This window comes from Streptomyces sp. XM83C, assembly GCF_023072675.1.
Taxonomy (GTDB): Bacteria; Actinomycetota; Actinomycetes; order Streptomycetales; family Streptomycetaceae; genus Streptomyces; species Streptomyces thermocoprophilus.
The window spans coordinates 1-12,891 of sequence record NZ_JALLGL010000184.1; the positions used below are offsets into that span (position 1 = coordinate 1).

8 protein-coding genes, 3 tRNA genes and 1 pseudogene are annotated in these 12,891 nt (G+C 70.9%); 7 read left to right on the top strand and 5 right to left on the bottom strand.

Annotated features, from left to right (window positions below):
• Nucleotides 1-46: 46 nt before the first annotated feature.
• The 4 genes from MTQ10_RS20170 (at nucleotide 47) to MTQ10_RS20185 (ending at nucleotide 6,138) form a co-directional block, all read left to right on the top strand.
• A complete protein-coding gene (locus MTQ10_RS20170) occupies nucleotides 47-1,315 on the top strand; it encodes a deoxyguanosinetriphosphate triphosphohydrolase (protein WP_247470108.1) in 1,269 nt (422 codons plus the stop codon).
• 128 nt (nucleotides 1,316-1,443) lie between these two features.
• Nucleotides 1,444-2,709 carry an NAD(P)/FAD-dependent oxidoreductase gene (locus MTQ10_RS20175; protein WP_247470109.1) on the top strand — a complete coding sequence of 422 codons (1,266 nt, stop codon included), beginning with the start codon at nucleotides 1,444-1,446 and terminating at the stop codon, nucleotides 2,707-2,709.
• Nucleotides 2,710-2,769: 60 nt separating this feature from the next.
• Nucleotides 2,770-4,692 (top strand): DNA primase, encoded by a 1,923-nt coding sequence (gene dnaG, locus MTQ10_RS20180; RefSeq protein ID WP_247470111.1) that lies wholly within the window; start codon nucleotides 2,770-2,772, stop codon nucleotides 4,690-4,692.
• Between the two features lie 144 nt (nucleotides 4,693-4,836).
• Entirely contained in the window at nucleotides 4,837-6,138 is a 1,302-nt protein-coding gene (locus MTQ10_RS20185; RefSeq protein ID WP_247470112.1) for an RNA polymerase sigma factor, read from the top strand.
• 72 nt (nucleotides 6,139-6,210) lie between these two features.
• Here MTQ10_RS20185 and MTQ10_RS20190 read toward each other — a convergent pair whose 3' ends face one another.
• The 4 genes from MTQ10_RS20190 to MTQ10_RS20205 all read right to left on the bottom strand — a co-directional run bounded on the left by MTQ10_RS20190 (nucleotide 6,211) and on the right by MTQ10_RS20205 (nucleotide 11,864).
• Entirely contained in the window at nucleotides 6,211-8,139 is a 1,929-nt protein-coding gene (locus MTQ10_RS20190; protein ID WP_247470113.1) for an ABC transporter ATP-binding protein, read from the bottom strand.
• Nucleotides 8,139-9,872, bottom strand: a complete 1,734-nt coding sequence (locus tag MTQ10_RS20195) for an ABC transporter ATP-binding protein (protein WP_247470115.1) — start codon at nucleotides 9,870-9,872, stop codon at nucleotides 8,139-8,141. Before MTQ10_RS20195 ends, MTQ10_RS20190 begins: the two co-directional genes overlap by 1 nt.
• A 180-nt stretch (nucleotides 9,873-10,052) precedes the next feature.
• Complete coding sequence (locus MTQ10_RS20200) at nucleotides 10,053-11,492, bottom strand: FGGY family carbohydrate kinase (RefSeq protein ID WP_247470119.1); 1,440 nt, start codon at nucleotides 11,490-11,492, stop codon at nucleotides 10,053-10,055.
• Between the two features lie 63 nt (nucleotides 11,493-11,555).
• Nucleotides 11,556-11,864, bottom strand: coding sequence for a YtxH domain-containing protein (locus MTQ10_RS20205; RefSeq protein WP_247470120.1), 309 nt, complete (start codon nucleotides 11,862-11,864; stop codon nucleotides 11,556-11,558).
• 159 nt (nucleotides 11,865-12,023) lie between these two features.
• Here MTQ10_RS20205 and MTQ10_RS20210 point away from each other — a divergent pair.
• The 3 genes from MTQ10_RS20210 to MTQ10_RS20220 all read left to right on the top strand — a co-directional run bounded on the left by MTQ10_RS20210 (nucleotide 12,024) and on the right by MTQ10_RS20220 (nucleotide 12,424).
• Nucleotides 12,024-12,096, top strand: a tRNA-Asn gene (locus tag MTQ10_RS20210).
• A gap of 5 nt (nucleotides 12,097-12,101) precedes the next feature.
• Nucleotides 12,102-12,174, top strand: a tRNA-Asn gene (locus MTQ10_RS20215).
• Nucleotides 12,175-12,350: 176 nt separating this feature from the next.
• A tRNA-Ile gene (locus MTQ10_RS20220) sits at nucleotides 12,351-12,424 on the top strand.
• 33 nt (nucleotides 12,425-12,457) lie between these two features.
• On the opposite strand, the pseudogene MTQ10_RS20225 reads toward MTQ10_RS20220, so the two are convergent.
• Nucleotides 12,458-12,690, bottom strand: a pseudogene (locus tag MTQ10_RS20225) (type II toxin-antitoxin system Phd/YefM family antitoxin).
• Nucleotides 12,691-12,891 lie beyond the last annotated feature (201 nt).

Consider the following 12,891-nt stretch of genomic DNA (forward strand, 5'->3'; position numbering starts at 1 on the left):
AGTGTGTATAAGAGACAGTGTCCCACCCGCCCCGTACTGTCGAGGCATGGCAGGCACCCCTTATGGCGACGCGGACTTCGAGCGGTGGGCTCCCGAGCCGGACAAGCGGCCCGGGCGTACGGCCTTCCAGCGCGACCGTGCCCGCATCCTGCACAGCGCGGCACTGCGCAGACTCGCCGGCAAGACACAGGTCGTCACCCCCGGCACCGTCAACCAGATGTGGGACGCCAGCCCCCGCACCCGGCTCACGCACTCCCTGGAGTGCGCCCAGGTCGGGCGGGAACTGGGCGCGGCTCTCGGCTGCGACCCCGATCTCGTCGAGGCCGCCTGCCTCGCCCACGACCTGGGACACCCCCCGTTCGGGCACAACGGCGAGGCCGCGCTGAACGAGTTCGCGCACGACTGCGGCGGCTTCGAGGGCAACGCCCAGTCGCTGCGGCTGCTCACCCGTATCGAGCCGAAGCGGTTCACCCCTGAGGGCTCCGTCGGCCTCAACCTCACGCGGGCCACGCTCGACGCGGCGACCAAGTACCCGTGGCCGCGCGGCGGGCACCCCACCGACCCGGCGTCCCGGAAGTTCGGGGTGTACGAGGACGACCGGCCCGTCTTCGACTGGGTGCGGCGGACCGCGCCCGGCACCCGCGCATGCTTCGAGGCGCAGGTGATGGACTGGTCGGACGACGTGGCGTACTCGGTGCACGACGTGGAGGACGGACTGCACGCCGGGCACATCGACCCCAACATGCTGCACGCCGAACCCGAGCGGCGGGAGATCTTCGCCGTCGCCGTCGGCCGGTACGTCCCCGAGGGCACCGACCCCGCCGAACTGGCCGCCGCGCTCGACCGGCTCCAGGACCAGGAGTGGTGGCCGCACGGCTATGACGGCAGCGCGGTCGCGCAGGCCCGGCTGAAGGACGCCACCAGCCAGCTCATCGGCCGGTTCTGCCTGGCCGCCGAGGGCGCCACCCGCGCCGCGTACGGCAGCGGCCGGCTCACCCGGTACGGCGCGGAACTCGTCGTCCCGTGGGAGACCCGTCTGGAGTGCGCCGTACTGAAGGCCGTCGCCGACCGGTACGTGATGCAGCGCGCCGAGCAGGAGCGGGTCCGGGCCGATCAGCGGATCGTCGTCGCCGAACTGGCGGAGGCGCTCACCGCCCGCGCGCCGGACGGCCTCGACCCCCAGTTCCGCACCCTGTTCGAACAGGCCGCCGACGACCGCGCCCGCAAACGGGTGGTCGTCGACCAGATCGCCTCCCTCACCGACACGTCGGCGCGTTCGCTTCACGCCCGTCTGACGGGGCAGGGGAGAAACTGAACGGCACGTGTGCCGTCCCACGGAAGGAAATGTGACCCTGCGTGGCCTGATCGGGCCACACCCTCTTCCCCCCTCACGCTCCGTGCGGGACGCTCCCATGTGGCGGCACCCTTACGAGGAGGCATCAAGTGGTCGACGCGGATCAGACTTTTGTCATCGTCGGAGGCGGCCTGGCCGGCGCGAAGGCGGCCGAGACGCTCCGTGCCGAGGGATTCACCGGCCGCGTGATACTGATCTGCGACGAGCGCGACCACCCGTACGAGCGTCCGCCCCTGTCCAAGGGCTACCTTCTCGGCAAGGAGGAACGCGACAGCGTCTTCGTCCACGAGCCCGCCTGGTACGCGCGCAACGACATCGAACTGCACCTCGGGCAGACCGTCGACGCCGTCGACCGCGCCGCGAAGACCGTCCGCTTCGGCGAGGACGGCACCGTCGTGCGCTACGACAAACTGCTCCTGGCGACCGGCGCCGAGCCGCGCCGCCTGGACGTCCCGGGCACCGACCTGGCGGGCGTGCACCATCTGCGCCGCCTCGCCCACGCCGAACGCCTCAAGCATGTGCTCGCCGCGCTCGGCCGGGACAACGGCCACATCGTGATCGCCGGTGCCGGCTGGATCGGCCTGGAGGTCGCGGCGGCGGCCCGCGAGTACGGCGCCGAGGTCACCGTGGTCGAACCGGCGCCCACCCCGCTGCACGGCGTCCTCGGCCCCGAGCTGGGCAACCTCTTCGCCGAACTGCACCGCGAGCACGGCGTCCGCTTCCACTTCGGGGCGCGGCTCACCGAGATCGTCGGCCAGGACGGCATGGTCCTCGCCGCCCGCACCGACGACGGCGAGGAACACCCCGCGCACGACGTGCTCGCCGCGATCGGCGCCGCACCGCGCACCGCGCTCGCGGAGGCCGCCGGCCTGGAGATCGCCGACCGGGCGTACGGTGGCGGCGTCCGCGTCGACGAGCGGCTGCGCACCTCCGACCCGGACATCTACGCCGCCGGCGACGTGGCGTCGTTCCCGCACGCCCTGTTCGACACCCGCGTGCGGGTGGAGCACTGGGCGAACGCGCTGAACGGCGGCCCGGCCGCCGCCCGCGCCATGCTCGGCCAGGACGTCGTCTACGACCGGGTGCCGTACTTCTTCTCCGACCAGTACGACCTCGGCATGGAGTACAGCGGCTGGGCGCCGCCCGGCTCCTACGACCAGGTGGTGATCCGCGGCGACGCCCACAAGCGGGAGTTCATCGCGTTCTGGGTGAAGGAGAACCGCGTCCTCGCCGGGATGAACGTGAACGTGTGGGACGTCACGGACAGCATCCAGAACCTCATCCGCAGCCGCGCCCGCGTGGACACCGAAGCCCTCGCCGACCCGCACGTCCCCCTCGACGACGTGGCCGCATAGCACGCACGGGGCCGCACCGCGCGCCACGGCAGTGTCGGTGCGGCCCCGTAGAATCACCACGTGGCAGGACGGATCAACGACGAGGACGTGAAGGCGGTACGGGACGCGGTCCCGATCGACGCCGTCGTCTCGGAGTACCTCCAGCTGCGCAGCGCGGGCGGCGGCAACCTCAAGGGCCTCTGCCCGTTCCACGACGAGAAGTCGCCGTCCTTCCAGGTCAGCCCGAGCAAGGGACTCTTCCACTGCTTCGGCTGCCAGGAAGGCGGCGACACCATCACGTTCGTGATGAAGATCGACCACCTCACCTTCTCCGAGGCGGTCGAACGGCTCGCCGCCAAGGCCGGCATCACCCTGCGCTACGAGGAAGGCGGCTACAACCCCGCACACCAGCGCGGCGAACGCATCCGCCTGGTCGAGGCCCACAAGATCGCCGCCGAGTGGTACGCCGAGCAGCTCGCCGTCAGCCCCGAGGCGGAGACCGGCCGGATCTTCCTCGCCGAACGCGGCTTCGACCAGGCCGCCGCCGTCCACTTCGGCGTCGGCTACAGCCCGCAGGGCTGGGACCACCTGGTGCGCCATCTGCGCGGCAAGGGCTTCAGCGACAAGGAGCTGATCCTCTCCGGCCTCGCCCAGGAGGGCCGACGCGGCCCCATCGACCGCTTCCGCGGCCGGCTCATGTGGCCCATCCGCGACATCGGCGGCGACGTCGTCGGCTTCGGCGCTCGCAAGCTGTACGAGACGGACAACGGCCCGAAATACCTGAACACCCCCGACACCGCGATCTACCGGAAGTCGCAGGTGCTGTACGGCATCGACCTCGCCAAACAGCACATCGCCAAGACCAGCCGGGCCGTCGTCGTCGAGGGCTACACCGACGTCATGGCCTGTCATCTCGCCGGCGTCACCACCGCCATCGCCACCTGCGGCACCGCCTTCGGCGGCGACCACATCAAGATCCTCCGCCGGCTCCTGATGGACAACGGCTCCGCCCGCGTCATCTTCACCTTCGACGGCGACGCCGCCGGGCAGAAGGCCGCGCTGCGCGCCTTCGAGGACGACCAGAAGTTCGCCGCCGAGACGTACATCGCGATCGCCCCCGACGGCATGGACCCCTGCGAGCTGCGCCTCGCCAAGGGCGACGAGGCCGTCGCCGACCTGGTCGAGCCGCGCACCCCGCTGTTCGAGTTCGCGCTGCGGCAGATCGTCTCCCGCTACGACCTCGACACCCCCGCCGGCCGGGCCGCCGCCCTCGACGAGGCCGCCCCCGTCGTCGCCCGCATCAAGAACAGCGGCGCCCAGCACGAGGTCGCCGTGCAGCTCGCCGGCATGCTCGGCATCCTCGACACCCAGTTCGTCGTCCGCCGCGTCGCCCAGCTCGCCCGCTGGGCCCGCGAACGCGGCAACGGCAACGGCCCCGGCCCCGGCCCGCACGGCGCACGCCGGGCACCCGAGCAGCAGTGGGCGCAGCCCGCCGCACCCGCCGCCCCCCGCGGCCCCGCCCTCACCCTGCGCAACCCCGTGTACGCCACCGAGCGTGAGCTGCTCAAGCTGGCCCTGCAACGCCCCGAGCTGGTCTCCCCGGCGTTCGACGCGTACGGCGTCGACGAGTTCACCGCCCTGCCCTACGCGGCCGTACGGCAGGCGATCCTCGACGCGGGCGGCGCCGAATGGGGCGCGCAGGACCCGCAGGAGTACCTGGTCCGCGTCCGGGACGCCGCCCCCGACGACACCGTCCGCGCGATGGTCACCGAGCTGGCCGTGGAGGCGATCCTGCGCCGCACGGTCGACGAGGTGTACGCGGGCACCGTCCTCGTCCAGGTGCGCCGGCGCGCCGTCGAGCGCCGCATCCGCGACGTCCAGTCCCAGCTGGCCCGCCTCGCCGCCGGCGGCGACCCCGCCCAGCTCGCCGCCGTACAGAACGAGCTGTGGGTGCTCCAGCAGTACGACCAGTCACTGCGCGAGCAGGGGGCCGCGGCCCTCTGAGCCGCTCGCCCCGCGCGCGGACGCACCACGCCCGCTCGCCCCGCGCGAGCCCGCCCCGCTGTCACCGGCCGGTCACGGACCGGATGCAAAAAGTCATCGCACGCCCCTCGTGGCGGCGATGTGTCTTACCCCACACTGGGTGCGGTGCCTGAGTCCCCGGAGCGCGGCCGATCCGTCCCCCACGGGTCGCACACCCCCGCGGTTCCGCTCGACGCGTACGGGACGGACAGCGGCATGGCCGCCGACTCCGCCCCCGAAGTACCGCTGCCGTACGCCTCTGCAGCGATCATCCTGGAGGTCGCCCCCGTGCAGACCCAGACCCTCACCCACACCGACAGCAGCACCACCGGCACGCAAGGGGACGCCGAGACGGGCGTCCTGGTCGCGGTTCCGCCGCAGAGCCATGCCGTGCACCACCCCGAGACCACCACCGGCGCGGAGCCCGCCGGACCGCCCACCGAGGAGTCCGAGGACACGGAGCCGCCGGACGCGGATGAGTTCGCGCCGCCCGCCGTCCGCGCCGCCGAGACCGCCGGACCGTCCTCGGACCTGTTCCGCCAGTATCTGCGGGAGATCGGCCGTATCCCGCTGCTGACCGCCGCCGAGGAGGTCGAACTCGCCCGCCGCGTCGAGGCCGGCCTGTTCGCCGAGGAGAAACTGCGTATCGCCCCCGACCTGGACAGCCGGCTCGCCCTCGACCTGGACCGGCTCGTCGTCATGGGCCGCATGGCCAAGCGCCGCCTCATCGAGGCCAACCTGCGCCTGGTGGTGTCGGTGGCGAAACGGTACGTGGGGCGCGGGCTGACGATGCTGGACCTCGTCCAGGAGGGCAACCTCGGGCTGATCAGGGCCGTGGAGAAGTTCGACTACGCCCGCGGCTACAAGTTCTCCACCTACGCCACCTGGTGGATCCGCCAGGCCATGTCCCGCGCCCTCGCCGACCAGGCCCGCACCATCCGCGTGCCCGTCCATGTCGTCGAACTCATCAACCGCGTCGTGCGCGTCCAGCGCCGCCTGTTGCAGGAACGCGGCTACGAACCCACCCCCGAGGAGGTCGCCGCCCAGCTGGACCTGCCCCCCGAACGGGTCGGCGAAGTGCTGCGCCTCGCCCAGGAACCCGTCTCGCTGCACGCCCCGGTGGGGGAGGAGGACGATGTCGCCCTCGGTGACCTCATCGAGGACGGCGACGCAGCCTCACCCGTCGAATCGGCGGCGTTCCTGCTGCTGAGGGAGCACCTGGAGGCCGTGCTGTCCACGCTCGGGGAACGCGAACGCAAGGTCGTACAGCTCCGGTACGGGCTGGTCGACGGCCGGCCGCGCACCCTGGAGGAGATCGGCCGGATCTTCGGCGTCACCCGCGAGCGGATACGGCAGATCGAATCCAAGACCCTCAACAAGCTCCGCGACCACGCCTTCGCCGACCAGCTCCGCGGCTACCTGGACTGAGGACACGAAACGGCCGGGGCCGCCCACCGGGGGCGAGCGGCCCCGGCCCGCTCCGCGCGCCTCACGGCCGGGTCAGTCGACCTCGGCCACCGCCTGCGCGAACTGCGCCTTGTACAGCCGGGCGTACGCCCCGTCCGCCGCCAGCAGATCCGTGTGCGTGCCCTGCTCCACGATCGAACCGTTCTCCATCACCAGGATGGTGTCCGCGTCGCGGATCGTGGACAGCCGGTGCGCGATGACGAACGACGTACGCCCATGGGCGAGTTTCGCCATCGCCTTCTGGATCAGCACCTCGGTACGGGTGTCGACGGAACTCGTCGCCTCGTCCAGCACCAGGATCACCGGGTCGGACAGGAACGCCCGCGCGATCGTGATGAGCTGCTTCTCACCGGCCGACACACCGGAACCCTCGTCGTCGATGACGGTGTCGTACCCGTCCGGCAGGGTGCGGATGAACCGGTCGGCGTGCGCGGCCCGCGCCGCCTCCTCGATCTCCGCTCGCGTCACCTCACGGGAGGCGCCGTACGCGATGTTCTCCGCGATGGTGCCGCCGAACAGCCAGGTGTCCTGAAGCACCATGCCGATCCCGGAACGCAGCTCGTCCCGCGACATCCTCGCGATGTCCACCCCGTCCAAAGTGATCCGCCCGCCGGACACCTCGTAGAACCGCATCAGCAGATTGACCAGCGTCGTCTTGCCGGCGCCGGTCGGGCCGACGATCGCGACCGTGTGACCCGGCTCCACCGTCAAGGACAGGTCCTCGATCAGCGGCTTCTCGGGGTCGTAGCGAAACCGCACATGCTCCAGCTCCACCCGGCCGCGCAGCTCGGCCGGCTTCTCCGTCGGCACCGGGTCCGCCTCCTGCTCCTCCGCGTCCAGGAGTTCGAAGATCCGCTCGGCCGACGCGACACCGGACTGCACCAGGTTCGCCATCGACGCGACCTGCGTCAGCGGCATCGAGAACTGCCGCGAGTACTGGATGAACGCCTGCACATCACCGATGGACAGCGAACCCGACGCGACCCGCAGCCCGCCGACGACGGCGACCAGCACATAGTTGATGTTCGACACGAACATCATCAGCGGCTGCATGATGCCGCTGTTGAACTGCGCCCGGAACCCGGCCTCGTACAGCGCCTCGTTCTGCTCGGCGAACTGCTTCGCCGACTCCTCCTGACGGCCGAACACCTTCACCAGGGTGTGCCCGGTGTACATCTCCTCGATGTGTGCGTTCAGCGCGCCCGTCGACCGCCACTGCTGCACGAAATGCGGCTGCGACCGCTTGCCGACCCGCGTGGCCACCACGAACGACAGCGGCACCGTCACCAGCGCCACCAGCGCCAGGATCCACGACACCCAGAACATCATCGCCAGCACACCGATGATCGTCAGCACCGAGTTGATGAGCTGGCCCATCGACTGCTGAAGCGTCTGCCCGATGTTGTCGATGTCGTTCGTCGCCCGTGACAGCACCTCGCCGCGCTGCCGCTTGTCGAAGTACGACAGCGGCAGCCGCGACAGCTTCGTCTGCACGTCCTCCCGCATCCGGAACATCGTGCGGTTCACCGCGCGGTTCACCAGCCGCGTCGCCACCGCCATCAGCAGACCGGCGACGAGGAACGTGCCGAGCGCCAGCAGCAGCACCTCACCGACGGCCGTGAAGTCGATGCCCTCACCCGGCGTGAAGTCGGTGCCGCGCAGCATGTCGGCGACGGCGCCGTCACCGCGCTGCCGCATCGCGTCGAGCACCTCGTCCTTCGTGGCGCCCTCCGGCATCTGCCGGCCGACGATCCCCGCGAAGACCAGGTCGGTGGCCCGACCGAGGATCTTCGGACCGACCACGCTCAGCGCCACACTGGCGACCACACAGCCCAGCAGGGTGAACAGCGTCGCCCGTTCGGGTCTGAACCGGGCGATGAGCCGCTTGCCCGAGTTCTTGAAGTCCATCGACCGGCTGTCGGGGCCGCCGCCGGCCATCATCCGCCCCATCGGCCCGGCCATCAGGCAGCCTCCGCTTCCGTCAGCTGGGAGAGCACGATCTCCCGGTACGTCTCGTTGTCCGCCATCAGCTCGTGGTGCCGGCCCGTACCCACGACCCGGCCCTCGTCGAGGACGACGATCCGGTCGGCGTCCCGGATCGTCGACACACGCTGCGCGACGATCACCACGGTCGCCTCGGCGGTCTCCTCCGCGAGCGCCGCGCGCAGCGCCGCGTCCGTCGCGTAGTCCAGCGCGGAGAACGAGTCGTCGAACAGATAGATCTCCGGGCGCTGCACCAGCGTCCGCGCGATCGCGAGCCGCTGCCGCTGACCACCGGAGACATTGGTGCCGCCCTGCGCGACAGGCGCGTCGAGGCCGCCCTCCAGCCGCTCCACGAACTCCTTGGCCTGCGCCACCTCCAGCGCGTGCCACAGCTCCTCGTCCGTGGCGTCCGGATTGCCGTACCGCAGATTCGTCGCGATCGTCCCCGCGAACAGATACGGCCGCTGCGGGACGAGCCCGACCGCCTTCGCCAGCAGCTTCGGATCGAGGTCGGCGACGGGCACCCCGTCGACCAGCACCTCGCCCTCCGTCGCGTCGAACAGCCGCGGCACCAGCCCCAGCAGCGTCGACTTGCCGCTGCCGGTGGAACCGATCACGGCGGTCACCTCACCCGGCCTCGCCACCAGATCGACCGCCTTCAGCACCGGCTCCTCGGCACCCGGATAGCGGAAGCCCGCCCCGCGCAGCTCCAGATGCCCGTGCCGGCGCAGCTCGGTCACCGGCGCGACCGGCGGCACGACACTCGTGTCGGTGGACAGCACCTCCTGGATCCGCTCGGCGCACACCTCCGCACGCGGCACCATCATGAACATGAAGGTGGCCATCATCACGGACATCACGATCTGCATCAGATAGGCGAGGAACGCCGTCAGATCACCGATCTGCATACCGCCGCTGTCGATACGGTGCGCGCCGAACCACACCACCGCGATCGACGACAGGTTCACCACCGTCATCACCACGGGGAACATCAGCGCGAGCAGATTGCCCGCACCGAGCGCCGTCTCCGTCAGCTCGGCGTTGGCCTTGCGGAAACGCTGCTCCTCGTAGGGGTCCCGCACGAACGCGCGGATGACCCGATTGCCGGTGATCTGCTCGCGCAGCACCCGGTTCACCGTGTCCAGCCGCTTCTGCATGGACCGGAACAGCGGACGCAGCCGCCGCACGATCAGCGTCACACTGACGCCGAGCACCGGCACGACCGCCACCAGCACCGCGGACAGCGGCACGTCCAGGCCGAGCGCCAGCACGATGCCGCCGACGCACATGATCGGCGCCGACACCATCAGCGTGAACGTCATCAGCGCCAGCATCTGGATCTGCTGCACGTCGTTCGTCGTACGGGTGATCAGCGACGGCGCGCCGAAGTGACCGACCTCACGCGCGGAGAAGGACTGCACACGGTCGAAGACCGCACCGCGCACGTCCCGGCCCAGCGCGGAGGCCGTCCGCGCCCCGAGATACACGGCACCGATGTTGCACACGACCTGCGCCAGCGAGATGCCGATCATCAGGCCGCCGTAGCCCAGGATGTAGCCGGTGTCGCCCTTGACGACACCGTTGTCGATGATGTGAGCGTTCAGCGTGGGCAGGTAGAGGGTGGCGCAGGTCTGCAGAAATTGCAGCAGCACCAGCAAGGCGATGTGTTTCTTGTAGGGCCTGAGGTAGGCCCTCAGAAGTCGTATGAGCACGCTCGGTCTCTCGGGAGTCGGCGGGTGGGACTCGTTCGGCGGGGGCGGGCCGAGAGGCGGGCCCCCAGGGGGCAAGGTGGTTGCCCCTGGCCCCCATCGTCGGACACTCCACCCGCGTTACCTCAACCGATTAAGCCGAGAGCGGTGCGCGGTACGACCGTATGCGCGCGATCCGTACCGCTATGACCGGAACGCCCCCGGGTGGGTCTGCTCCCGCACCGACACATACTGCTGGCGCACCGCCTGACCCACGGCCAGGTCCTCGCCGGGCTCCAGCACCTGCGCCGCCGCGCCCTGCCACGCCGGCGGGGTCCGCGGGTCGAGGGTGCCCTGCGACACACCGAGCGCCCAGGCCGCCTGCCGGGCCGCGCCGATCGCCGCGTAGTCCGCCGGCTGCGGCACGACGACCTGCGCGCCGAACAGCGCCGGCGCGATCGCCTGCACCGCCGGCAGCTCGGCCGCCGCGCCCATCAGGAAGACGCGCCGCACCTCCACGCCGCGCCCGCGCAGCACGTCCAGCGCGTCGCCGAGACCGCACAGCATGCCCTCGAACGCGGCCCGCGCCAGATGCTCCGGCTTCATCGACTCCCGGCGCAGCCCGGCCAGCGTGCCCGCGGTGTGCGGCAGGTTCGGCGTCCGCTCGCCCTCCAGGTACGGCAGCAGCACCAGCCCGTGCGAGCCCGGCGTGGACTTCAGCGCCAGGTCCGACAGGGTCTCCAGATCGGGCAGCCCGAGCAGCTCGGCGGTGCCGCGCAGGGCGCGTACCGCGTTCAGGGTCGTCACGGCCGGCAGATGCATGCCGGTCGCGTCCGCCAGCGAGGTGATCATGCCGGTGGCGTCCAGCAGCGCCTCCGGGTGCACCGCCATCACGGACCCCGACGCGCCCAGCGACACGACCACGTCGCCGACGCCGAGGCCCAGCCCGAACGCGGCGGCCATGGTCTCGCCGGTACCGGCGGAGATCAGCAGCCCCTCCGGGGTCGTACCGGCCGCGTCCGACGGGCCGACCACCTCCGGCAGCAGCACCTGATGGCCGAGGGCCAGCTCCACCAGGTCCAGCCGGTACGCGCCGGTCGCCGCCGACCAGTAGCCGGTGCCGGACGCCCCGCCCCGGTCGGTGGTACGGCGCACCGGCCGCCCCAGCAGCTGCCACACCAGCCAGTCGTGCGCCTGGAGCAGTACGGCCGTACGTGCGGCGTTCTCCGGCTCGGTACGGGCCAGCCAGCGCAGCTTCGTCACCGGCAGCGAGGCCTGCGGCACACACCCCACGGCCTGCGCCCACGCCTCACGCCCGCCGAGCGCGTCCACCAGGTCGGCCGCCGCCACCTGGGCCCGCTTGTCACCGCCGACCATCGCGGGTCGCACGGTGGCGCCCTGCGCGTCCAGCGGCACCAGCGCGTTCTGCTGGGCGGACACGCCGATGGCCTGCACGCCCTCCAGCAGTCCGCCGCCCGCCGCGTCCCCGAGGGAGAGCAGCCAGGCCTGCGGATCCACGTCGCTGGGCCGGCCCTCCAGCGGATGCGGGGCGTATCCCTGACGAAGTACGGCACCGGTGTCCGTGTCGCAGACGACGATGCGAGTGAAGTCCGGTGAGCTGTCCAAGCCGGCGACTATCCCCATGCCGACAGATTCTGCCGTAGGGCGTCACGGGCATGGGCCGAGGGCGCCCCGTCGACGCCCCCGTCAGGTGTTGCTCGTGCCCCAGTCGTCCTCACCGCCGCCGTTGTGACCCGCGCGGTCGCGCAGGGAGCGGACCCGGCCGGCGACGGAGTCGGGCATACGGTCGCCGACCTTCTCGCTGACCACGTGGTACGCCTTCCCGGCGAACTGGCGGCCCTGCTGGGCGGCGGACTCGGCGGTGTTCCGCACCGCGGGGTTCTGCGCGACACGGCGCGCGGACTTCATCAACTGCTCGTACCGCTCGCGCCCGGCCTTCGTGCCGAGCACGTAACCGAGGGCGAGTCCGGCGAGGAACGTGAGCCGGTAGCGCATGGCGGCCACCCTTTCCTGGAGTCGGTCTGAGGTGCGGCGTCGGTGCCGGGGGGAACCGATTGGCGGAGCACCCCCCAGCTTGCGCTAATGTATGTGTCGCAGCGAGCGGGCGCCCCCTGGTGACTACCCGGGGTGGCACGTTCGATGCGAACGAGGCATTCCTCCGTAGCTCAATTGGCAGAGCAGCCGGCTGTTAACCGGCAGGTTACTGGTTCGAGTCCAGTCGGGGGAGCTCGGTCCTCCGTAGCTCAATTGGCAGAGCAGCCGGCTGTTAACCGGCAGGTTACTGGTTCGAGTCCAGTCGGGGGAGCACGTGAACGAGGACCCCTTCGGGGTCCTTTTTCATGTCTGCGGGAACCGCCCGCGCGGCGCCGCAGTCATCAAGGTCAGGAAGGCCGCACGAAGTCGACCATGCGAGGCGGGAGATCGTATGACCGGCTATGCTGCGGCACACGGCGCGCACACGTGTACGCGACACGCCGCTATGGGGCGGTAGCTCAGCCGGTTAGAGCAGCGGACTCATAATCCGTCGGCCGTGGGTTCGAGTCCCACCCGCCCCACTCACGGTTCCTCCGGAGAACCGTTTCTACCGCTCACCCACTCTCGACACCGGGTCTGCCGGCCTGTGCCTCCGCGAGGGAGTCGAGCAGACGGCGGGCGTTCTCGGGGAACGCAAGAGGTGCGGCGTCTTCGTCCAGGAGCTGACGTCCTCGCCGGACATCAGGACGGCGTTCCCCTTCCGGGACGTGATGTGAACCGGAACGTGGTCCTCGATGACCTGCTCGATCAGCGAGAACAGGTTCTGGCGTGCCTCGTCGACGGTGATGGACTTGCCGGGCTGCCGCCTCCCTCATCGACGCGTGCACGATGAAGTACGCATCCTGGCCCTGTCCACCGCCCCCGGACAGTGCCCGCGGGGTGCCGCTCAGGCTTCGGGCAGGTGGTGGGCGAGGGCTGCCCGCAGGGCTGTGCGGATCGGGGGCGGTGGACAGGGCCAGGATGCGTACTTCATCGTGCACGCGTCGAT